The organism is Streptomyces sp. NPDC034103, from assembly GCF_055575395.1.
Genome location: NZ_JBVISS010000001.1, coordinates 334,422 through 355,158 on the forward strand (window position 1 = coordinate 334,422; position 20,737 = coordinate 355,158).

The window sequence follows — 20,737 nt, forward strand, 5'->3', positions numbered from 1 at the left end:
GCCACGGGGGCGCGCTCGACTCCACGGCGCCACGCGAAGACTGCGGAGGCTGAGGCCCCCGCGGGCACCCCGGTCACTGCCGACGGACCGCTCCGGGGAGCCGGAGGCGCCGCACGACCGACCGCAGTTCCGTACCGCGCGCGGGCGAACCGGCGAGAAGGACCGCGGCGGGTGTGGCCTCCCCCGGCGTGACGACGGCGGGTTCGGCGGACGCGGTCGCCCAGAGGGCGAGTTCCGCATCTCGGGGACCGTATGCGGTGTACGGGCTGCGCACGGCCGTACACACGGCATCCGCCGCACCACCCCGGCCGCCGTCGCTGTGGCTGTCGCCGAAGATCCGTACCGGATGCCTGTCGTCCCAGGCCTCCCATCCCGGGTCCCCCTCGACCACGAACCGCACCCAGGCCCCGTGCATCGCCTCGGTCAGTTCGTGCGGGGTGCCCTCGCCCGCCAGCTTGGCCGACTCCGGGCTCTCGCCGGTGTCGAAGACGAAGCCGAGTTCCAGGGCGTGGCAGGAGCCGAGACCGGGCAGGCCGGAGGGCCAGGCGAACTCGTAGAGGTAGGAGGCTCCGGGGCGGGCCTCGGCCAGGCGATGCAGGGGGATGCGCAGCAGGTGGTCGGTGACCAGCTGGCCGACGATCTCGGCGGTGCCGGCCTCCGGGTGCAGGAGGCGGTAGCCGCGCGGCACCTCGTGTCCGGTGCGGCAGCGGGCCATGGCGCCGGCCAGGGCGACCGCGCCGAGGCGGTCGACGCGTTCCAGGAGGCCGCCGGGGACCAGCCACAGGCGGTACTCGTCGCGGGTCCAGCCCATCATCAGCTCGACGTCCCTGGCCGCGCCGCCCTCGATCAGGGCCTCCAGGGGGTCGCGCGGGACCAGGTCGCCGTCGACGACGACGCCGAAGGCGGGGCCGCCGAGCACCGGGCTGCTGAGCCGGCCGACCTCACCCTGGGTGCGCAGCAGCAGCTCGCGGTCGACCTCGGCGAAGGCCGCCGCGGTGGCGGGGATCTTCAGCCGGGTGGCCATCCGGCGCACCATGCGCCGTACCTTGTCGCGGTCGGCGGCCTCGGGCGGCCCGCTCTGGAGGATCGCGCGCCGGACCAGGCCCTGGGTCTGCGGTGCGGCGAGCAGGGCGCCGGTGCTGATGGCTCCGGCGGACTGGCCGCACAGGGTGATGCGGGCCGGGTCGCCGCCGAACTCCTCGACCGAGCGGTGCACCCACTCCAGCGCGGCGAGCTGGTCGCGCAGGCCGGGGTTGGCGGGGGTGTCCGGGAACAGGCCGTAGCCCTCGACCCCGAGGCGGTAGTTGACCGAGACGAAGACGACCCCGTCGCGGGCGAAGGCGTGCCCATCGTACACCGGGACGGCCGAGGAACCCCTGGTCAGGGCTCCGCCGTGCAGCCACACCAGGACCGGGAGGCGGGCCCCGCGACCCGGTTCCGGTGTCCATACGTTGAGGTTGAGGCAGTCGTCGCCGGGCACGACCGGGTCGGACAGGTACTGGGCGAAGGCTTCGGAGTACGGCGGTTTCGGCGCCGTCGGCCCGAACGCCCCGGCGTCCCGGACCCCGTCCCAGGGGTCGGGCGGCAGGGGCGGCCGGAACCGGCGGGGGCCGAAGGGGGGCGCCGCGTAGGGGACGCCCCGGAACACCGCGATCCCGTGCTCGTACCGGCCGCGGACGGCTCCGTAGGGCGTGCTCACCACGGGCTCTGTCTGGACCGCCGTCATTCGACCACCAGCTTCCTCGCCGCGCTCATACGCCGTGACAACAGAGCACCACATCATGGCTCGGTATTCCGGCGCTCGATGCGGACTGGAGGCTGTTCGGGGGACCTCGCGCACCGCCCGTCACGGACCGTGGGCGGGGGGCCGCCCGCCCTGTTCGCTTCGGCTCGGGGCTCCGCTTCACCGGTGCGATGGTGCGATGGCGGGCATCCATCCACGCCATGGACTCGTCGCCGCCGCGTTCACCGCCGATTTCACGGGGTTTCGGCTGAACTGCCGGTGGACATCGACCTCTTTCCGACTCTTCGCGGCGAACCTAGGTAGGAAGCGCTTACTATCCAGCCTTGGTCGAAAGCTTTCCATGGCCCTCGGGCGGGCCGGAGAGGTGGTTCCCGATGGTCCGTACGGGGAGTGCGAGCGTGGCGGCCGGGCCGACGCTGGCGGTCGTGGCCCGGGAGGCGGGGGTGTCCGTGCCCACCGCCTCCAAGGTCGTCAACGGCCGGGAGGACGTCGCGCCCGAGACCCGCCGCCGGGTCACGGAGGCCCTGGACCGGCTGGGATATGTGCGCAGACCCCGCTTCGACGCGGGCAAGCCGCCGGCCCTGGTCGACCTGGTCGTGCACTCGCTGAACAGCTCCTGGACGGGGGCGGTGCTGCACGGGGTGGAGGAGGCCGCGCACGACGCGGGCCTGGAGGTGGTGGTGTCGGCGGGGCTGACGCGGAAGCGGTGCGGGCGGCCGGAGCGGGGCTGGCTGGACAAGCTCGTCGCCCGTGGCTCGTCGGGGGTGTTGTTCAACCTGGCCGAGCTGACCGCGTCGCAGTACGCGTGGCTGGAGACGCACCGCATCCCGTTCGTGATGATCGACCCCGTGGTGGAGCCGCCGACGGGGGTGGTGTCGGTGGGGGCCGCGAACTGGCAGGGCGGGATGTCCGCGGCCGAGCATCTGCTGGCGCTGGGGCATGAGCGCATCGCGGTGATCGCCGGGCACCGGCGCAAGATGTGCAGCACCGCGCGGGTGGCCGGTTACCGTTCGGCGCTCGCTGCGGCGGGGGTGTGGCAGCGCCCGGAGTACATCCGTCACGCCGGGTTCGACGAGTCCGTCGCCCGCGAGCGCATGCTGGAACTCCTGGACCTGCCCGAGCCGCCCACGGCCGTCTTCGTGTGCTCGGACCGGATGGCGCTCGGCGTCTACGAGGCCCTGGCCGAACGGGGGTTGAGCGTCCCGGACGACATGAGCGTGGTCGGTTTCGACGACCTGCCGGAGTCCCGCTGGGCGAGCCCCGCCCTCACCACGGTCCGCCAGCCGCTGTCGGAGATGTCGGCGACGGCCATGCGCCTGCTGGTCCGCATGATGGAGGGCAAACGTCCGGAGGGGACGCGGACGGAGTTGTCGACGCGGTTGGTGGAGCGGGCCAGTACGGGGCGGCCGCGGGAGTAGGAGCGGTCCACCGGTCGCTCGTAGGCCCGCCTGAGCGCACGCTCAAGGCCAGGAGGCAGTCCGGTGGGTCGTGGGCGTGCGTGATGGTGCCAGAGCAGGAGGCGGCGGCCCGTGCAGGCGCGGCGGCCAGCAGGTCGAGCTAGGTTGCCTGCCAGACCGTCAGGTCCCCCATCACAAAGCTGACTCCAGGCTCGTCCCACAGCGCGGTCGACTTCACCACGACCACGAACAGGGCGATCTCTCCGGAGCGATGCTTGATGCAGAACTCGGTGCCGGCCGCCGCGGCAGCCAGTGAGAAGTTGCGGTACTTGGGACCGGTTGCACCGGTGAGGAGAAAGCGGCAGTCCTTGTAGGTGCTGCCGGGACCGGTCAGCACCTGGACGATCTGACTGTTGTCGCTCTCCAACGAGCAGCTGAAGTCCTCACAGGCGAAGCGAATATCCCCCTTGCGATCTTCGCGCGTATTCGGCTTCTCGATGTCGATGTACAAGGAGTTGTTCTCGTTCAGGCTCACGGGGGAAAACGCCTGCTTCACTCGCGGCTGTCCGGGCACCACCGAGGAGGAACTCGACGCCTCCCTCACCTCATCCTCGCCCGCCGTGTCCGCCCCGGTCCCAGCCGTCGCCGAGGTTCCCGCCGCCCGCCCCGACGCCGTCGCGTCCGGCGTCGGGGAAGACGCGGTCGTGTCCCGGCCCTGGGCCCCGCCCTCTCCTCCCCCGACCTTCCACACGAGCCCCGTCACCAGCAACGCGCCCGCTGCCACAACCCCGCCCGCGATCAGCGCCGTACGACGTCGACGGCCCCGCCGCTGTTCCGGCACCGCCGGTACCGTCGCCCGGGCCGGGGCGATCAGCGGCATCGTGTGCACCGGCGTCGGGTCGGACACCGGGGCCGGGACCGTCACCGCCGGACCCGCGACCTCCCGCCACACCGTCGGTCCGTCGCCCGCGTCGGCGTCGCGGCCCAGCCGTTGCCGGCACCACGCGACGACCTCGCTGAGCGTGGCGCGCTCCCGGGGGTCCCTGGCCAGGCACCGCGTGAGCAGCGGCCGGAGCGCCTCGGGCAGACGGGACAGGTCGGGTTCCTCGTGCACGATCCGGTACAGGACGGTGGCCGCGGGGCCGTCGCCGTACAGCGGCGAGCCCAGGGCCGCGAACGCGGCGGTCTGGCCGAGCGCGAAGACGTCGGTGGCCGGGGTGATCTCGCCCGCGACCGCCTGCTCGGGGGCCATGAACTGGGGTGTGCCGACGGCGGCGCCCGTGGCCGTGTACGCCGTGGTGTCGGCGGCCAGGGAGATGCCGAAGTCGATGACCCGGGGGCCGTCGGCGGCCAGGAGCACGTTGGAGGGCTTCAGGTCACGGTGGACGATTCCCGCGCCGTGGATGGCCTGGAGCGCCTCGCCCACGCCCGCCATCAGCCACAGCACCGCCGGCACCGGCAGCGGACCACGCCGGTGGACGGCCTCCGCCAGGGAGGGGCCGGGGACGTACAGCGTGGCCAGCCAGGGCGGGGTGCCGTCGGCGTCGGCGTCGAGCAGTTCGGCGGTGTAGGCGCCCCGGACCCGCCGGGCCGCCTTGATCTCGCGGCCGAAACGCCGCCGGAAGTCCGGGTCGTCGGCCAGCTCCGGGCGCACCACCTTGATCGCCACGGGCCTGCCGCCCGCCGTGTGGGACAGATAGACCCGCCCCATGCCACCCGCCCCGAGCCGGGCGGCGAGACGGTAACCGGCCACCACGGGCGGGTCGTCCGTCTGAAGTGGCTGGAACACGTCAGCCGCGTTGTTCACCTGTCCCCCTGCTCCCCCCTGGTACTCGACCACACCCGGCCCGAACATGCGACCGACAGCGGCAGGAGCAGCTTAAAGGGTCCCGTGTGACCGCTGACCGCTGCCGGTGCGGGAGGCGGGGACCGCTAGTCCAGTCGAGCCGCCCAGCTGATCCCGCCTCGCAGATGTGCCCGGAAGTCGGGGTCCTCGTACGCCTCGGCCGCGTGGCCCAGGGCCGTGTAGAAGACCCGGCCCGCGCCCTGCTCGCGGCACCAGACCAGCGGGTGGTCGTCGCCCATGCCGCCGCCGCGGTACGACGACTCGTCGGCCGTGGCCAACACCCGTACCCCGGCGCGGGGGTTGGTGCGGAAGTCGTACCACTCGTCGGTGAAGTCCCAAACGGCGGGCAGGTGTCGGGTGGCCGGGTGCTCGCGGTCCTCGATCAGCGCCTTGCCGGGCTGGTACGCGGGGTGCCGGTCGAAGCGGGCGCCCAGCAGCTCGCCGTAGAAGGGCCATGCGTACTCGGTGCAGGCCGCCGCGTGGATGCCGACGAAGCCGCCGCCCGCCTCCACGTAGTCCGCCAGCCGCTGTCGCCCCGCCATCGTGAGGACCTCGCCGCTGGTGGAGAGGAAGACGACGGCGGCGTACCGCTCCAGGGGGGCCTCGAGTGCAGCGAGGTCCTCGCTCGCCTCGACCTCGAACCCACCAAGGGTGCGCAGAGCGGTGACACCGGCCGGGATGGAGTCGTGGCGGTAGTCGGCGGTGCGGGTGTAGACGAGGAGTCGAGGTGCCATGCGGTCGACCCTATGCGTGTGAGGCAGCGTCCTCACCTGCCGGAACCTGCGAAGCCTTGCGAACCAGCGGAGGGGTGAAGGGCGTGTGGGGCACCCGGCGGCCCACCCTCCGCCGCACAGGTGTTCCATCCCCGAGGCGGCTCTGCGTAGCCTCGACCACACGATGAACACGATTCCCGCACACTTGGACCACCTCGTCCTCGCGACCCCCGATCTGGCGGCGACGGTCGCCGACTTCACGCGGCGTACCGGTGTGGCACCCGCGCCCGGCGGGGCGCACGTCGGGTTCGGCACCCGCAACTACCTGGTGTCGCTGGGCGGCACGGGCTATCTGGAGATCGTCGGCCCCGACCCGGAGCAGCCCGAGCCGCGAGGGCCGCGCCCCTTCGACGTCGACACGCTCACCGAGGCCCGCACGGTGACCTGGGCGATCAGTCCGCCCGACCTGGACACCGCGGTCGCGGCCGCGCGCGGCCGGGGCTACGACCCCGGCACGGTACGGCCCATGAGCCGTCGCAGACCGGACGGCACCCTGCTGGAATGGCGGTTGACGGACGGGGAGACCCAACACCCGTCCGGCCTGGTGCCGTTCCTCATCGACTGGGGCACCGCGACCCACCCGTCCCTCTCCGGCCTGCCCCGCACCCCGCTGCTGGAACTGTCCGCGACCGCTCCCGACCCGGACGAGATCCGCGCCCTGCTCGCGGCCCTCGACACCGAACTCACCGTCACCGAGGGACCGGTGAGGCTCTCCTTCACGGTGGACACCCCGCTGGGGCCGATCCGCTTCGACTGACGGCGCGCACCGCCGCCGGCGGTCCCTCGCCTGTCCGATTCCTTCAAGACCGACCGGCCCGGCCCGGCCTACCGTGGCCGCATGACTCCACGATTCGATGCCATCGGCCTGGTCGTCTCCGACATGGCCGCCTCCGTCGCCTTCTACCGCCGCCTGGGCTTCGAGTTCCCCGACGGCGCCGAGAAGGAGGGGCACGTCGAGGCGCAACCGCCCGGTGGGCTACGGCTGTTGCTGGACACCGAGGACGTGGTGCGGTCCTTCCACGCGAGTTGGCGGCCCCCGACCGGTGGCGGTCGCGCGGGGCTGGCCCTGCGCTGCGACAGTCCGGGCGAGGTGGACTCGGTGTACGAGGAGCTGGTGGGCGCCGGTCACCACGGCGAGCTGAAGCCCTGGGACGCCGTCTGGGGCCAGCGGTACGCGGTCCTGCACGACCCGGACGGCAACGGCGTCGACCTGTTCGCGCCGCTATCCGCGGCCGATTAGCTCGCCCAGCGGCAGCCCCGTCAACTCCCTGACGTCCCGCGCCAGATGAGCCTGGTCGGCGAAACCGGCGCGGGCCGCCGTCTCCGCGTACGGCACCCCGCCCCGGGCCAGTCCGAGCGCCCGCTGCAATCGCAGCACTCGGGCCAGGGTCTTGGGGCCGTACCCGAACGCGGCGAGGCATCTGCGGTGCAACTGACGTGCGCCGAGACCGAGTTCGTCGGCGGTGGCGGCGACCGGCCGGCCCGCGTCGAGGGCGTCCACGACATGTCGTAGCAGAGGATCGCCGGGTTCGACTTCGGCCGCCCGCCCCAGTGCCACCTCTTCCAGCCCGCTCGCCGGATCAGCGGCCGCGTTCACGCGGGCGGTGAGCCGCCGTACCTCGGCGGCCGGCCAAAGGTCGGCGAGGTCGACGCGCCGGTCCAGGAGCTCGCGGGCAGGAACGCCGAGGAGAGTGGGCGCGGTCCCGGGAAAGAAGCGCACCCCCGCCCACGCGGTCGGCGCGCCTTCGGTGACGTACGCGCGCGTGTCGGGCCCGGCGACGAGCAGCCGCCCTTCGTGCCACAGCAGATCCATGCACCCGTCGGGCAGAACGCGTCCGGCGCCCGATCCGGACGGGGTGTTGGTCCAGACGACGGCTCCGTCGAGCCGGGACGGCCTCTCCGCGTACATATGATCCACGCTACGCCCGACGCCGCCAGGGGCGCGGGGCTGCATCGATCTGCTGCTCCGCCGCGTGGGCGCGAGCAACCACCCAGGCCCCGCACTCGCCGGGGCTCCTAAGCCACCCTCCCCCGATGCTCCTGCGGACTCACTCCGTACACGCGCTTGAAAGCACTGGAGAGAGCGAACGCACTCCCGTACCCGACCTCCCGGGCAATGGCCTCCAGCGTCGCATCGCTGTCCCGAAGACGGTCCGCCGCCAACGCCAGCCGCCACCCCGTCAGATACGTCATCGGCGGCTCCCCCACCAACTCCGTGAACCGCCGGGCGAGCGCGGCCCTGGACACCCCGGCCTTCGCCGCGAGGGACGCGACCGTCCAGGGGTGCGCCGGATCGTCCTGGACCAGGCGCAGCACGCGCCCCACCACCGGGTCGGCCAACGCCTGGTACCAGGCCGGTGCCGCCGCCTCGGGGCGGGAGAACCAGGCTCTCAGCGCCGCGATGACCAGCAGGTCGAGGAGCCGGTCGAGGACCACCTCCTGGCCGGGCTCGTCGCGGACGATCTCCTCCATGAGGTACGGGGTGAGGGGACAGTCCCAGACGTCGGAGGTGAGGCTGAGCAGCGGTGGCAGCGCGTCCAGCAGGCGCCCGCTGACCTCGCCCTGCCACAGGTAGGTGCCGATCAGCATCACGGCCGACCCGTCGAGCCGGTCGCCCCAGGTGCGCACCCCGAGGTCCATGACGCCGTTGAGGGACCGTCCGTCGGGGTAGCTGCACTCGCCGCCGGGCAGGATCACCGCCTGCGGTGCCGTGGCGGGGTCGTCGGCGCAGGTGTACGGGTCCGGGCCGCGGGCGATGGCGAGGTCGCCGGCGCGCAGCCTGACCCGCTCCCCCGTGTCCGGCGTGATCCATGCCTCGCCGCGGACCATGAGCATCACGGTGAGCGGGGCGCGGTCCTCGATCCGTACGGACCACGGGGGTTCGAAACACGCTCGGATCATGAAGGCGCCCCGGGCTCGGGGGCCTTCCAGGAGACCTGCGAGAGCGTCCATCCCGTCAGCGTAGACGCCCGCACATGGGAATGAGCCGTTCAGCGATGGGGACTTGGGGCGCGCGGCCGTTGACTGGGGACATGACGCAGAACACGGCGAAGAAGACAGTGGTGGTGACCGGTGCCTCGGGTCGTACGGGCAGCCGGGTGGCTCAGGCGGTGCGGGCGGCGGGGTTCGGGGTGCGGGCGGCGTCCCGGGCCCGGGGCTTCGACTGGGAGGACCCGACGACGTGGGCGGAGACCCTGCGGGACGCGGACGCGGCGTATCTGATGTACCCCTCCGACGTCGGGTCCCCGGCGGCGGTCGAGGGCGTCGGGGCGCTGGCCAGGGAGGCGGTCGGGCTCGGCGTACGGCGGCTGGTGCTGCTGTCGGCGCGGGGCGAGACACAGGCGCTGCCGACCGAGGAGGCGCTGACGTCGTCGGGCGCGGACTGGACGGTCGTACGGGCCGCGTGGTTCGCGCAGAACTTCAGTGAGGGGCCGCTGGTGGAGGAGTTGCGGCGCGGGGAGCTGGCGTTCCCGGCGGGCGAGGTGCCGGAGCCGTTCCTGGACGTGCGGGACATCGCGGACGTGGTCGCGGTGGCGTTGGCGTCCGGGGAGCGGTACGTGGGGCGGACGCTGGAGCTCACGGGGCCGCGGCTGCTGTCGTTCCGGGACGCGGTCGCGGAGATCGCGGCGGTGACCGGGCGGGAGCTGACCTACGTCCCGGTGCCGGCGCGGGCGTACGGGGAGGCGCTGACGGGGTTCGGGGTGCCGCCCGAGGAGGCCGAGTTCCTGGTGGAGGTGTTCGAGGGGCTGCTCGACGGGCGGAACGCGCGTCTCACAAACGGGGTCCAGGAGGTGCTGGGGCGTCCGCCGCGGGACTTCACGGACTTCGTGCGGGAGGCCGCGGCGGCGGGGGTGTGGAAGGGGTAGCGGGACCGTGGCCTCTCCGGGCCGCTCAGGGCCCTTCGGTGTCCTTGTGCGGCGGGTGCGTGCTCTTCACGTGGGTCCGCAGCCGTGACGTCACGTCCTCCGGCGGCAGGAACCGGGACCAGCGTTCCGGGAACTCCGAGGGCATGTCGGGGTCCTCGGGGTCGATGTCGCGGAGGGCGGCGGCCCGCGCCACGTACTCGGCGACCTGGGCCTCGCGCACCCGCTCGTTCGCGGCGCGGGCCGCGGCCGTGGCGGCGGCGGGCCACACCCGGTCGATCGCGGCGTTGACGGCGGCCCCGACGAGGACGGCGAACGCGGACACCCCGATCCACAGCATCACCGCGACGGCCGCGGCGAGCGAGCCGTAGATCGACGCGCCCTCGATGGTGTTCGTCAGGTAGATGCGCAGCAGGAAGCTGCCGAACACCCACATGGCGAGGGCGACCAGCGCACCGGGCACGTCCTCGATCCAGGGGGAGCGCACGGGTACGGACACGTGGTACAGCGTGGTCAGGAACGCGATCGACAGGACGATCACCACCGGCCAGTACAGGACCTGGACGACGGTCTCGGACCACGGCACGATCCGCACCACCGCGTCCGGCCCCGCGACCATCAGCGGCAGCGCGATCGAGCCGATGAGCAGGGCCGCGAGGAAGAGCAGGAACGCCACCAGGCGGGTCTTGACGATCCCGCGGACGCCGTCGAGGCCGTACATGACGGTGATCGTGTCGATGAAGACGTTGACCGCGCGGGAGCCGGACCACAGGGCGAAGAGGAACCCTATGGAGATGACGTCGGGGCGCCCGCCGTTCATCACGTCGTCCAGGATCGGCTGGGCGATCTGCCGTACGCCCTTGTCGGACAGGACGGTGCGGGAGGCCTCCAGGAGGTTGGTCTCCAGGCTGCTGATGCTGTCGGTGCCGGTCCAGTCGTCGACGTAGCCGAGCAGGCCGATCATGCTGAGCAGCAGCGGCGGCACGGACATCAGGGTGAAGAACGCGGCCTCGGCGGCCAGTCCGAGGATGCGGTACTCCATGCAGGAGTTGACGGTGTCCTTGAGCAGCAGCCAAGCGGTCCTGCGCTTGGAGACGTTCCGGTAGAGGGCACGCGCCCGGTGAAGACGGCCGGAGGACCGATGGGGGGATTCACTTGCTTGCTGCACGTGCTAAAGGTATCCGTCGCGGGAGGCTCCACTCATCCCCCGGGCCGCGGGGTCCACCCCGTTCACCGAGCGCACCCTCGCCGTGATCGGCGTCGACCGCGCGCCGGGCACCCCTCAGCCGCACGCCGACGACGGGGTCCGGACCGGACGGCATAACACCCCCACGGCGGGTAGGTTCCCCCCATGGCAGGCAGCACGCACACGGTGACCAACCAGCCCCCGCCCCTGATCGGCCACGACGTCTACTCGGGCGACAGAGCCCTGGTGGCCGCCGTGGAGCGCCACGTGGACCCCCGCCACCTGGACGAGGTCCGAGGTGAGCTCGCCGCCCTCGGCCGCACCTCCGGGTCCGCCCAGGTCCAGGAGTGGGGCGCGCAGGCCAACGAGAACCCGCCGACCCTGCGCACCCACGACCGCTACGGCCACCGGATCGACGAGGTCGAGTTCCACCCCGCCTGGCACCGCCTGCTCGGCAAGGGCGTCTCCGCCGGTCTCACCGCGGCCTGGAACCGGCCCGCGGGCCACGTCCGCCGGGCCGCCGCGTTCCTTGTCTGGACCCAGGTGGACGCCGGCAACCTCTGCCCGCTGTCGATGACCCACGCCGCGGTGCCCGCACTGCGCACGGACCCCGCGCTCGCCGAGGAGTGGGAGCCGCGGCTGACGTCGATGGTCTACGACCGTGAGCTGCGCCCGGCGCACCGGAAGGCCGGCGCCCTGTTCGGGATGGGGATGACGGAGAAGCAGGGCGGCAGCGACGTGCGCGCGGGCACCACCCGGGCCACTCCCCTCGCCGAGGCCGGCACCTACGAGCTGACCGGCCACAAGTGGTTCTGCTCGGCCCCGATGTCCGACGGCTTCCTCGTCCTGGCGCAGGCCCCCGACGGCCTCACCTGCTTCCTCGTCCCGCGCGTCCTGGAGGACGGCACCCGCAACCCGTTCCGCGTCCAGCGGCTCAAGGACAAGCTGGGCAACCGTTCCAACGCCTCCGCCGAGGTCGAGTTCGACGGGACCTGGGCCCGCCGGGTCGGCGAGGAGGACCGTGGGGTGCGGACCATCATCGAGATGGTCGCGGCGACCCGGCTGGACTGCGCCGTGGGCTCGGCCGGCCTGATGCGCCAGGCCGTGACCCAGGCCGTCCACCACTGCACCTACCGCGAGGCGTTCGGCGGCCGGCTCGTGGACAAGCCGCTGATGCGCAACGTCCTGGCCGATCTCGCCCTGGAGTCCGAGGCGGCGACCACCCTCGCCCTGCGGCTCGCGGCCGCCTACGACGACGGCGGCGAGCGGGAGCGGGCGTTCCTGCGGATCGCGGTGCCGGCCGCCAAGTACTGGATCACCAAACGCTGCACCGCGGTGACGGTCGAGGCCGCCGAGTGCCTGGGCGGCAACGGTTACGTCGAGGAGTCGGGCCTGCCCCGGCTGGTGCGCGAGTCCCCCCTGAACTCCATCTGGGAGGGGGCCGGCAACGTCCAGGCCCTGGACGTCCTGCGGGCGCTGCGTCGCGAGCCCCTGGCCCTCGACGCCTACCTCCAGGAGGTCGGCCTGGCCCGCGGCGCCGACCACCGCCTGGACGCCGCGATCAAGAACCTCCTGACGGAACTGGCCGACCTGGAGGGCATCGAGGCGAGGGCCCGCCGTGTGACAGAGCGCCTTGCCCTGGTCCTCCAGGGTGCCCTTCTGGTCCGCCACGCCCCACCGGAGGTGGCCGACGCGTTCTGCGCGTCCCGGCTGGGCGGAGACGGAGGCGCGGCCTTCGGGACCCTTCCGTCGACCCTGGACCTGAAGTCGCTGGTGGACCGGTCAAGGCCACAGGCCTGACCGCCCAGGGGCGCGGGGAACTGCGCGAACAACCACAACCCACCCGCACACGCCACCACACACCAACCCGGCACCCCCTACCGCGAAAACAGCCCAACCGCCGGAGGTAGGGGGTGGTGCTGCGCCGACACGGCACCACCCCCGGCTTGGCCTGTTCAAGGCCGCGAACGCCGCTCGGGACGGCGTCGGCTCAAGTCTCAAACAGCGCCGCGCCCGCCACCAGGGTTGCAGGGGGTTGCAACTTGCTGCTGTCTGTGGCCGGACTGTGTCCGTCCGCGAGGGGCGAAAGGCACTATGAGACGGGCAGTCAGGATGGACGTCGCACAGGTGGCCGAAAAACGACGGGAAACCGGTGGCCCCCGCCCTCCGACAGCACCCTCATTCGGGAGGACCAGTGGCGCACTCGCCGACGGATGTCACCCAGCTCGCCGCCGTGGACGCGGCACGCGCGGCGCGGATGCTCAGCGAGGTGCGCTCCGCCACGCTCGCCGGCCGGCGGGCGCCGGTCGCACCGCGCCAGGTGATCGAGCAGTCCTGGGGGCGGATGCTGCGCGGCGGCGTCGACCCCGACCACGACTTCCGGGCCGGGTTGCTGTCCCGGGAGGAGGTGCTGCGGCGCCGGGAGAGCTCGGAGCTGCGGCATGTCCTGCCGGTGCTTCGGCAGGGGCTGTTGTCGGTGGCGGACGTCGCCCGCCACATCATGGTGGTCGCCGACGAGGAGGGCCGCGTGCTGTGGCGGGAGGGCAGCTCGCCCGTACTGCGCAAGGCCGACGGCACCGGCTTCGAGCTGGGCGCGGACTGGCGGGAGGACGTCGTCGGCACCAACGGCATCGGCACCCCGGTGGTGGCCCGCCGGCCGGTGCAGGTGTTCGCCTCCGAACACTTCGTGCGCTCGCAGACCTCGTGGACGTGCACGGGGGCGCCGATCACCGACCCGCGCAACGGCCGGCTGCTGGGCGTGGTGGACGTGAGCGGACCGCTGGACACCATGCACCCGGCCACGCTCGCCTGGGTCGACTCGGTGGCCAAGCTCGCCGAGGCCCGGCTGCGGGAGTTGCACCAGGTGTCGCTGGAGCGGCTGCGCGCGGTGGGGGCGCCCGCGCTGGCGCGGCTCGGCGGCCGGGCCCTGGTGGTGGACGGGGACGGCTGGACGGCCGCGGTGACCGGGATGCCGTACCAGAACCGGATCGGGCTGCCCAAGTCGCTGTCCCCGGGCCGTCGGTGGCTGCCGACGCTGGGGCTGTGCTCGGTGGAGCCGCTCGCCGGGGGCTGGTTGGTGCGGGCCGCGGCGGAGCCGGTGCCTCAGGACACCACGCGGATCGTCCTCGATCTGTCGCTGCCGCGCCACTGGTCGCTGACGGTGTCCGGGGTCGCCGGGTCGTGGAGTCATGAACTGAGTCCACGCCATGCCGAGTTGCTGTTTCTGCTGGCCGTGCACCGCGGGGGGCGCAGCGCGGCGGAGCTGGCCGAGGACATGTTCGACGATCCGGGGCGCAGGGTGACGGTGCGGGCGGAGATGTCCCGTATTCGCCGGTATCTGGGGGCACTTCTGGAACATCGGCCGTATCGTTTCTGCGAAGGTGCGGAGGTCGAGGTCCGCCACCCCGCCGACCCCCGTGACCTGCTGCCGCACTCGACGGCGCCCGCGGTGACGGGCAAACGGCTGCCCACCCAGCTGCCCTGAGCCCCGAGCCGCCCGGAACCGCCCAGCCGGCCCGAACCACCCAACAGACGGCATCTTTCGCATATTTGCAGGGACTTCGCCACTGTCCGGGTCCAACTGCCGTAGCATCCCTCTACAGGCCGCCCCACCTGCTCCTGCCGTCAACGCACGGATCACCAGACGCAGTTGGTTCGCCCTCGGGAGGCAGAGATGATGCAGCGCGGCAGACACCGCAGGCGCAAGCGGGGCCAGGCGCTGCGCGCCTTCCTGGCCGGGACCGCCCTCGCGCTCACCGCGGCCGCCACGATGATCAGTGCGTCCCAGGCCACCGTCGCCGACGACCCGGGTGCGCTGAAGCCGCTGGCCACGTCCGCCGAGACGGATGCGCTCCGGCTGCGTGAGCACCTGGAACCGCAGCGCACCCTCGACCGGCTCGCCTCCGAGATGGGCAGACCGGTCGGTGTGGGCGCCGTCCTGGACAGCGCCGAGCACACCCTGCGGTCCGCCGACTGCTCCCCGTCCGAGCGCCGGGCGCTGCCCGTCGAGCCGGCCGCCACGCGCGCGTACTGCTGGGACGCCGCCGACACCCGCTCCTGGCGGGCCGGCGCGGTCACGACCTCGGGCGACGCCGACGACGACGGCCTGTGGGGGCAGAACCGGGTGATCCTCTCCGCCTGGTCGCGGGGCGGGCACGATCTGGCCCGGGTGGCGTTCATCGACGCGGGCGACCTGGACCGCCCCCGCTACTCCTGGGTCCTGCTGACCGTCCCCGTCGACGGCGGCCGCGACTACCGCGCCCTGGACTCCCAGGTCTCCGGGATGGTCTGGTACCAGGACAAACTCCTGGTGACGGCCGCCGAGGGCCTCTACGTCTACGACATGGACCGCATCCAGCGCGCCACGGTCGACAGTCCGGCCGTGGGCCGCGTCGACGGCGGCTGGGCGGCCCACGGGAATGAGTGGGTGCTGCCCGCCGTGGGCACCTACCGAGCCTCGGGCGTCCATCCCGCCTACCTGTCCCTGGACCGCGGCACCTCCCCCGACAGCCTGGTCGCGAGCGAGTGGGTGTCCCAGGACGACGACCGGGACGTGCGGCTGTGGCGGTACGACTTCAGCCGCGCCTCCGACCGCACCGGGCTGCTCGCCACGGACACCGCCGGGCGCACCCGCGTGGACGAGGCGTACGAGACGAACGTCCGCGGCGTCGGCGCCGTCCTGTCGTACGGCTCCGAGTGGTATCTGGGCCGTACCTCTGAGGACCAGGACAGTCACGGGACGCTGTGGCGGCAGGACGCGAGCGGCGCGCGGGCCACCCACTGCGGCACCGACGAGTCGAGCCACTGCTGGGCCACCGAGTCGCAGTCCTTCTCCTACTGGGAGGCGACCGGCGAGGTCTGGTCCCAGTCGGGCCGGATGCTGTTCGCCCTGCCCCTGGCCTCGGTCGACAGATCGACGCGCTAGGTGATTCCCTGACGGGCATGGCCAACATCCCCGTGACCACCTGGTCCCTGGAGCAGACCGCCCCGACCGACGTCCTCCCGGCCGCCGCGCCGGACGGTGACGTACGGATCGAGCGCTCCGAAGTCCCCTCCCCCGAGTTCAGCCGCTTCCTGTACGCGTCCGTCGGCGGCGACATCCGCTGGATCGACCGGCTCGGCTGGTCGTACGCGCGCTGGGAGGAGCACCTGGGCCGGCCCGGTGTGGAGACGTGGGTGGCGTACGACCGGGGGACGCCCGCGGGGTATGTGGAGCTGGAGCCGCAGGACGACGGCGTAGTGGAGATCGTCTACTTCGGGCTGATCCCCGCCTTCCGCGGCCGCCGGATCGGTGGCTGGCTGCTGTCGTACGGCGCCGCCCGGGCCTGGGACCTCGCGGAGCGCTGGCCGGGGCTGAGCCCCACCAAGCGGGTGTGGCTGCACACGTGCAGCCTGGACGGCGAGCACGCCATGGACAACTACCTGCGCCGGGGCTTCGCGCTCTTCGACACCAAGGTCGAGGAGGAGCCGGAGGTGGCCGCGCCCGGCCCCTGGCCCGGCGCATACCCCGTCTGACCTGCGTCGACAAGACCGCCTGCGCGGCATGTGATCGACGACACCCTTGTCTCGCTCTACGAGACAAGGGTGTCCGCATGATGGACGAAGCTGGACTGTGTCCAGATCCCCGTGACACGCTTCCGTCATGTCTGGAACTGGAATTGCCTTGGTGAGTCGGCGGCACGTCGACCTCGGCCGCATGTCCAGCGCCATCTGTCCGGTGCGCTGACGAGCCGCAGCCCGCCCGACATCCCTGACTTCTCCCTTTATGCCGCGCAATGAGGCGCAGCTCTGCCCGCGCGCCGGTACGCGCAGGTCAGAGCCGCATTCCCGCCTGTCCCGAAGGACGTAGAACCATGGCCGCCACCCCGCAGAACCCTGCTTCCGCAGCGCCCCGCCGCAAGGTGAGCCGTCACCGCGGTGAGGGTCAGTGGGCCGCGGGGCACCACACCCCTCTGAACGGCAACGAGCAGTTCAAGAAGGACGACGACGGTCTCAACGTGCGGACACGCATTGAGACGATCTACTCCAAGCGGGGCTTCGACTCGATCGACCCCAACGACCTGCGCGGCCGGATGCGCTGGTGGGGGCTGTACACCCAGCGCAAGCCCGGGATCGACGGCGGCAAGACCGCGATCCTGGAGCCGGAGGAGCTGGACGACAAGTACTTCATGCTGCGGGTGCGGATCGACGGCGGACGCCTCACCACCCAGCAGCTGCGGGTGATCGGCGAGATCTCGGAGGAGTTCGCGCGCGGCAGCGCGGACGTCACGGACCGGCAGAACATCCAGCTGCACTGGATCCGCATCGAGGACGTCCCGGAGATCTGGAACCGCCTGGAGGCGGTCGGCCTCTCCACCACCGAGGCGTGCGGCGACTGCCCGCGCGTCGTCATCGGCTCCCCGGTCGCCGGCATCGCCGAGGACGAGATCATCGACGGCACCTGGGCCATCGACGAGATCCACGAGCGGTACATCGGCAGCAAGGAGTTCTCCAACCTGCCGCGCAAGTTCAAGACGGCGATCTCCGGCTCCCCGCTCCTCGACGTGGTCCACGAGATCAACGACATCGCCTTCGTCGGCGTCGAGCACCCCGAGCACGGCCCCGGCTTCGACCTGTGGGTCGGCGGCGGCCTGTCCACCAACCCCAAGCTCGGCGTCCGGCTCGGTGCCTGGGTGCCGCTGGCGGAGGTGCCCGAGGTGTGGGCCGGTGTCGTCGGCATCTTCCGTGACTGGGGCTACCGGCGGCTGCGCACCCGCGCCCGTCTGAAGTTCCTCGTCGCCGACTGGGGCCCGGAGAAGTTCCGCCAGGTCCTGGAGGACGACTACCTGAAGCGCAAGCTGGTCGACGGTCCCGCGCCCGCCGAGCCCTCGGGCCGCTGGCGCGACCACGTCGGCGTGCACCGCCAGAACGACGGCCTCTTCTACGTCGGCTTCGCCCCGCGGGTGGGCCGTGTCGACGGGGCCACGCTGACGAAGATCGCCGAGGTCGCGGAGGCGCACGGCTCGGGCCGGGTCCGGACCACCGTCGAGCAGAAGATGATCATCCTCGATGTCGAGGAGGCGCAGGTCCAGCCGCTGGTCGAGGCCCTGGAGGCGCTCGACCTCACCGCCAAGCCGTCTACGTTCCGGCGCGGCACCATGGCCTGCACCGGCATCGAGTACTGCAAGCTCGCCATCGTCGAGACCAAGGCGCGCGGCGCCTCGCTGATCGACGAGCTGGAGCGCCGCGTCCCGGACTTCGACGAGCCGCTCACCATCAACCTCAACGGCTGCCCGAACGCCTGCGCCCGTATCCAGGTGGCGGACATCGGTCTCAAGGGCCAGCTGGTCCTCGACGACAGGGGCGAGCAGGTCGAGGGCTACCAGGTGCACCTCGGTGGCGCGCTCGGACTGGAGGCCGGGTTCGGCCGCAAGGTGCGCGGCCTGAAGGTCACCGCCGAGGAGCTGCCCGACTACGTGGAGCGGGTCCTGAAGCGGTACCAGGCCGAGCGCGAGGAGGGCGAGCGCTTCGCCGCCTGGGCCTCGCGTGCCAGCGAGGAGGCCCTGTCGTGAGCGAGCGGGCCGCCCCCTTCTACTGCCCCTACTGCGGCGACGAGGACCTGCGTCCGAGCGAGCAGGGCCACGGCGCGTGGGAATGCGCGGCGTGCAACCGCGCATTCCAGTTGAAGTTCCTCGGGCTGCTCGCCCGGGGCCTTCAGCCCACCGACGCAGGGGGAGAGCGGATATGACCGCCGTTCAGGAAGAACGTTCGACCGACGATCTCAAGGCGCTCGCCGAGCAGGCGGGCCGTGACCTGGAGGGCGCCTCCGCCCTGGAGATCCTCCAGTGGGCCGTCGACACCTTCGGCAAGCGCTTCTGCGTGACCTCCTCGATGGAGGACGCGGTGGTCGCCCACCTCGCCTCCCGGGTCCTCAAGGGCGTGGACGTCGTCTTCCTCGACACCGGCTACCACTTCGAGGAGACCATCGGCACCCGGGACGCGGTCGAGGCCGTGATGGACGTCAACGTCATCACGCTGTCGCCGAGGCGGACGGTCGCCGAGCAGGACGCCGAGTTCGGCCCGAAGCTGCACGACCGCGACCCCGACCTGTGCTGCAAGATGCGCAAGGTCGAGCCGCTGGAGCGGGGCCTGAAGGACTACCTGGCCTGGGCGACCGGGCTGCGCCGCGACGAGTCCCCGACCCGGGCGAACACCCCGGTCGTCGGCTGGGACGAGAAGCGGCGGAAGGTCAAGGTCTCCCCGATCGCCCGCTGGACCCAGGACGACGTGGACGCCTACGTCGCCGAACACGGCGTCCTGACCAACCCGCTGCTGATGGACGGCTACGCGTCCGTCGGCTGCGCCCCCTGCACCCGCCGGGTCCTGGAGGGCGAGGACGCCCGCGCGGGCCGCTGGGCGGGCCGGGCCAAGACCGAGTGCGGGCTGCACTGATGACCACCACTGACAAGGAGTCGCACGTGACGACCGGAGCCACCGTCTGGCTCACGGGTCTGCCGAGTGCCGGCAAGACCACCATCGCGTACGAGCTGGCCGGCCGGCTGCGCGAGGAGGGCCACCTCGTCGAGGTGCTCGACGGCGACGAGATCCGCGAGTTCATCTCCGCGGGCCTCGGCTTCAGCCGCGAGGACCGGCACACCAACGTGCAGCGCGTCGGCTTCCTCGCCGAACTGCTCGCCCGCAACGGCGTCAAGGCGCTGGTCCCGGTGATCGCGCCGTACGCGGACAGCCGTGAGGCGGTGCGCAAGCGCCACCAGGAGAGCGGGACGGCGTACCTGGAGATCCACGTGGCGACTCCGGTCGAGGTGTGCTCCGTACGCGATGTGAAGGGTCTGTACGCCAAGCAGGCCGCGGGCGAGCTGACCGGTCTGACGGGCGTGGACGACCCGTACGAGGCGCCCGAGTCGCCCGATCTGCGGATCGAGTCGCAGAACCAGACCGTCCAGGAGTCCGCGGCGGCCGTCCACGCGCTGCTCACCGAGAGGGGACTGGCATGACGACGACCGTTGCCACGGTGGACGGGGGCACTCAGGCCCCGTACGCCCTGTCCCACCTGGACGCGCTGGAGTCCGAGGCGGTGCACATCTTCCGTGAGGTGGCGGGCGAGTTCGAGCGGCCGGTGATCCTGTTCTCCGGCGGCAAGGACTCCATCGTCATGCTGCACCTGGCGCTCAAGGCCTTCGCGCCCGCCCCTGTGCCGTTCTCCCTTCTGCATGTCGACACCGGACACAACTTCCCCGAGGTGCTCGAGTACCGGGACCGCACGGTCGCCCAGCACGGCTTGCGGCTGCATGTCGCCTCCGTGCAGGACTACATCGACCGCGGTGTCCTCAAGGAGCGCCCCGACGGGACGCGCAACCCGCTCCAGACGCTGCCGCTGACCGAGAAGATCCAGTCGGAGAAGTTCGACGCGGTCTTCGGCGGCGGACGGCGTGACGAGGAGAAGGCGCGCGCCAAGGAGCGGGTGTTCTCGCTGCGGGACGAGTTCTCGCAGTGGGACCCGCGCCGCCAGCGGCCCGAGCTGTGGAACCTCTACAACGGCCGCCACGCGCCCGGCGAGCACGTCCGGGTCTTCCCGCTGTCCAACTGGACCGAGCTGGACGTCTGGCAGTACATCGCCCGCGAGGGCATCGAGCTGCCGCAGATCTACTTCGCGCACGAGCGTGAGGTGTTCGCGCGCGGCGGCATGTGGCTGACGGCGGGCGAGTGGGGCGGGCCCAAGGAGGGCGAGAGCGTCGAGAAACGTCTCGTGCGCTACCGGACCGTCGGGGACATGTCCTGCACGGGTGCCGTCGACTCGGACGCGGTGACGCTGGAGCAGGTCATCACGGAGATCGCCGCCTCCCGGCTCACCGAGCGCGGCGCGACCCGCGCCGACGACAAGATGTCCGAGGCCGCGATGGAAGACCGCAAGCGCGAGGGGTACTTCTAA

General features: G+C 72.2%; 20 protein-coding genes. 14 read left to right on the top strand and 6 right to left on the bottom strand.

All coding sequences use genetic code 11. The features are described from left to right. Nucleotides 1-73: 73 nt before the first annotated feature. The gene (locus tag ACZ56U_RS01505; RefSeq protein WP_469081981.1) at nucleotides 74-1,726 is read right to left on the bottom strand and encodes a carboxylesterase/lipase family protein; all 1,653 of its coding nucleotides are present in this window, start codon (nucleotides 1,724-1,726) and stop codon (nucleotides 74-76) included. A 392-nt stretch (nucleotides 1,727-2,118) separates the two neighbouring features. On the opposite strand from ACZ56U_RS01505, the gene ACZ56U_RS01510 reads away from it, so the two are divergent. Further along, nucleotides 2,119-3,162, top strand: coding sequence for a LacI family DNA-binding transcriptional regulator (locus tag ACZ56U_RS01510; RefSeq protein ID WP_469081982.1), 1,044 nt, complete (start codon nucleotides 2,119-2,121; stop codon nucleotides 3,160-3,162). Between the two features lie 139 nt (nucleotides 3,163-3,301). Here ACZ56U_RS01510 and ACZ56U_RS01515 read toward each other — a convergent pair whose 3' ends face one another. Together ACZ56U_RS01515 and ACZ56U_RS01520 are read right to left on the bottom strand one after the other, a co-directional pair. After that, nucleotides 3,302-4,948 (bottom strand): serine/threonine-protein kinase, encoded by a 1,647-nt coding sequence (locus ACZ56U_RS01515; protein ID WP_469081983.1) that lies wholly within the window; start codon nucleotides 4,946-4,948, stop codon nucleotides 3,302-3,304. Nucleotides 4,949-5,073: 125 nt separating this feature from the next. Continuing rightward, complete coding sequence (locus tag ACZ56U_RS01520; RefSeq protein ID WP_469081984.1) at nucleotides 5,074-5,721, bottom strand: ThuA domain-containing protein; 648 nt, start codon at nucleotides 5,719-5,721, stop codon at nucleotides 5,074-5,076. A 163-nt stretch (nucleotides 5,722-5,884) separates the two neighbouring features. On the opposite strand from ACZ56U_RS01520, the gene ACZ56U_RS01525 reads away from it, so the two are divergent. After that, entirely contained in the window at nucleotides 5,885-6,517 is a 633-nt protein-coding gene (locus tag ACZ56U_RS01525) for a VOC family protein (RefSeq protein ID WP_469081985.1), read from the top strand. Between the two features lie 81 nt (nucleotides 6,518-6,598). Beyond that, nucleotides 6,599-7,000 carry a VOC family protein gene (locus tag ACZ56U_RS01530; RefSeq protein WP_469081986.1) on the top strand — a complete coding sequence of 134 codons (402 nt, stop codon included), beginning with the start codon at nucleotides 6,599-6,601 and terminating at the stop codon, nucleotides 6,998-7,000. On the opposite strand, the gene ACZ56U_RS01535 is transcribed toward ACZ56U_RS01530, so the two are convergent. Beyond that, a complete protein-coding gene (locus ACZ56U_RS01535; protein ID WP_469081987.1) occupies nucleotides 6,983-7,669 on the bottom strand; it encodes a helix-turn-helix domain-containing protein in 687 nt (228 codons plus the stop codon). The genes ACZ56U_RS01530 and ACZ56U_RS01535 overlap by 18 nt on opposite strands. A 107-nt stretch (nucleotides 7,670-7,776) precedes the next feature. Beyond that, a complete protein-coding gene (locus tag ACZ56U_RS01540) occupies nucleotides 7,777-8,712 on the bottom strand; it encodes an AraC family transcriptional regulator (RefSeq protein ID WP_469081988.1) in 936 nt (311 codons plus the stop codon). An 80-nt stretch (nucleotides 8,713-8,792) separates the two neighbouring features. Here ACZ56U_RS01540 and ACZ56U_RS01545 point away from each other — a divergent pair, with 80 nt between their 5' ends. Continuing rightward, the gene (locus ACZ56U_RS01545) at nucleotides 8,793-9,626 is read left to right on the top strand and encodes an NmrA family NAD(P)-binding protein (protein WP_469081989.1); all 834 of its coding nucleotides are present in this window, start codon (nucleotides 8,793-8,795) and stop codon (nucleotides 9,624-9,626) included. Nucleotides 9,627-9,651: 25 nt separating this feature from the next. Here the strand turns inward: ACZ56U_RS01545 and ACZ56U_RS01550 are convergent, their stop codons facing one another. Further along, nucleotides 9,652-10,791 (bottom strand): YihY/virulence factor BrkB family protein, encoded by a 1,140-nt coding sequence (locus tag ACZ56U_RS01550; protein ID WP_469081990.1) that lies wholly within the window; start codon nucleotides 10,789-10,791, stop codon nucleotides 9,652-9,654. A 183-nt stretch (nucleotides 10,792-10,974) separates the two neighbouring features. Between ACZ56U_RS01550 and ACZ56U_RS01555 the strand changes: the two genes are divergently transcribed. The 10 genes from ACZ56U_RS01555 (at nucleotide 10,975) to cysD (ending at nucleotide 20,737) form a co-directional block, all read left to right on the top strand. Next, nucleotides 10,975-12,609 carry an acyl-CoA dehydrogenase family protein gene (locus ACZ56U_RS01555; protein WP_469081991.1) on the top strand — a complete coding sequence of 545 codons (1,635 nt, stop codon included), beginning with the start codon at nucleotides 10,975-10,977 and terminating at the stop codon, nucleotides 12,607-12,609. Between the two features lie 394 nt (nucleotides 12,610-13,003). Further along, on the top strand, nucleotides 13,004-14,293 hold the full coding sequence (locus tag ACZ56U_RS01560) for a helix-turn-helix domain-containing protein (protein ID WP_469081992.1): 1,290 nt from the start codon (nucleotides 13,004-13,006) through the stop codon (nucleotides 14,291-14,293). Nucleotides 14,294-14,482: 189 nt separating this feature from the next. After that, nucleotides 14,483-15,733, top strand: a complete 1,251-nt coding sequence (locus ACZ56U_RS01565) for a hypothetical protein (RefSeq protein ID WP_469081993.1) — start codon at nucleotides 14,483-14,485, stop codon at nucleotides 15,731-15,733. A 17-nt stretch (nucleotides 15,734-15,750) separates the two neighbouring features. Beyond that, nucleotides 15,751-16,323, top strand: a complete 573-nt coding sequence (locus tag ACZ56U_RS01570; RefSeq protein ID WP_469081994.1) for a GNAT family N-acetyltransferase — start codon at nucleotides 15,751-15,753, stop codon at nucleotides 16,321-16,323. A gap of 127 nt (nucleotides 16,324-16,450) precedes the next feature. Then, entirely contained in the window at nucleotides 16,451-16,534 is an 84-nt protein-coding gene (locus tag ACZ56U_RS01575; RefSeq protein WP_349817346.1) for a putative leader peptide, read from the top strand. Nucleotides 16,535-16,661: 127 nt separating this feature from the next. Continuing rightward, the gene (locus ACZ56U_RS01580; RefSeq protein WP_469081995.1) at nucleotides 16,662-18,359 is read left to right on the top strand and encodes a nitrite/sulfite reductase; all 1,698 of its coding nucleotides are present in this window, start codon (nucleotides 16,662-16,664) and stop codon (nucleotides 18,357-18,359) included. Continuing rightward, nucleotides 18,356-18,535: a hypothetical protein gene (locus ACZ56U_RS01585; protein WP_391233923.1), complete on the top strand. Its 180-nt coding sequence runs from the start codon at nucleotides 18,356-18,358 to the stop codon at nucleotides 18,533-18,535. The genes ACZ56U_RS01580 and ACZ56U_RS01585 overlap by 4 nt, the downstream gene beginning before the upstream one ends. Then, the gene (locus tag ACZ56U_RS01590; RefSeq protein WP_469081996.1) at nucleotides 18,532-19,239 is read left to right on the top strand and encodes a phosphoadenylyl-sulfate reductase; all 708 of its coding nucleotides are present in this window, start codon (nucleotides 18,532-18,534) and stop codon (nucleotides 19,237-19,239) included. The genes ACZ56U_RS01585 and ACZ56U_RS01590 overlap by 4 nt, the downstream gene beginning before the upstream one ends. Further along, the gene (cysC, locus tag ACZ56U_RS01595; RefSeq protein ID WP_469081997.1) at nucleotides 19,239-19,802 is read left to right on the top strand and encodes an adenylyl-sulfate kinase; all 564 of its coding nucleotides are present in this window, start codon (nucleotides 19,239-19,241) and stop codon (nucleotides 19,800-19,802) included. The genes ACZ56U_RS01590 and cysC overlap by 1 nt, the downstream gene beginning before the upstream one ends. Further along, complete coding sequence (gene cysD, locus ACZ56U_RS01600) at nucleotides 19,799-20,737, top strand: sulfate adenylyltransferase subunit CysD (protein WP_469081998.1); 939 nt, start codon at nucleotides 19,799-19,801, stop codon at nucleotides 20,735-20,737. The genes cysC and cysD overlap by 4 nt, the downstream gene beginning before the upstream one ends.

Coding starts and splice junctions, on each gene's coding strand:
- cysC (WP_469081997.1), top strand. CDS start 19,239: ATGACCACCACTGACAAGGAGTCGCACGTGACGACCGGAGCCACCGTC.
- ACZ56U_RS01590 (WP_469081996.1), top strand. CDS start 18,532: ATGACCGCCGTTCAGGAAGAACGTTCGACCGACGATCTCAAGGCGCTC.
- ACZ56U_RS01510 (WP_469081982.1), top strand. CDS start 2,119: ATGGTCCGTACGGGGAGTGCGAGCGTGGCGGCCGGGCCGACGCTGGCG.
- ACZ56U_RS01530 (WP_469081986.1), top strand. CDS start 6,599: ATGACTCCACGATTCGATGCCATCGGCCTGGTCGTCTCCGACATGGCC.
- ACZ56U_RS01565 (WP_469081993.1), top strand. CDS start 14,483: ATGATGCAGCGCGGCAGACACCGCAGGCGCAAGCGGGGCCAGGCGCTG.
- cysD (WP_469081998.1), top strand. CDS start 19,799: ATGACGACGACCGTTGCCACGGTGGACGGGGGCACTCAGGCCCCGTAC.
- ACZ56U_RS01545 (WP_469081989.1), top strand. CDS start 8,793: ATGACGCAGAACACGGCGAAGAAGACAGTGGTGGTGACCGGTGCCTCG.
- ACZ56U_RS01540 (WP_469081988.1), bottom strand. CDS start 8,712: ATGGACGCTCTCGCAGGTCTCCTGGAAGGCCCCCGAGCCCGGGGCGCC.
- ACZ56U_RS01525 (WP_469081985.1), top strand. CDS start 5,885: ATGAACACGATTCCCGCACACTTGGACCACCTCGTCCTCGCGACCCCC.
- ACZ56U_RS01555 (WP_469081991.1), top strand. CDS start 10,975: ATGGCAGGCAGCACGCACACGGTGACCAACCAGCCCCCGCCCCTGATC.
- ACZ56U_RS01535 (WP_469081987.1), bottom strand. CDS start 7,669: ATGTACGCGGAGAGGCCGTCCCGGCTCGACGGAGCCGTCGTCTGGACC.
- ACZ56U_RS01580 (WP_469081995.1), top strand. CDS start 16,662: ATGGCCGCCACCCCGCAGAACCCTGCTTCCGCAGCGCCCCGCCGCAAG.
- ACZ56U_RS01575 (WP_349817346.1), top strand. CDS start 16,451: ATGTCTGGAACTGGAATTGCCTTGGTGAGTCGGCGGCACGTCGACCTC.
- ACZ56U_RS01505 (WP_469081981.1), bottom strand. CDS start 1,726: ATGACGGCGGTCCAGACAGAGCCCGTGGTGAGCACGCCCTACGGAGCC.
- ACZ56U_RS01570 (WP_469081994.1), top strand. CDS start 15,751: ATGGCCAACATCCCCGTGACCACCTGGTCCCTGGAGCAGACCGCCCCG.
- ACZ56U_RS01520 (WP_469081984.1), bottom strand. CDS start 5,721: ATGGCACCTCGACTCCTCGTCTACACCCGCACCGCCGACTACCGCCAC.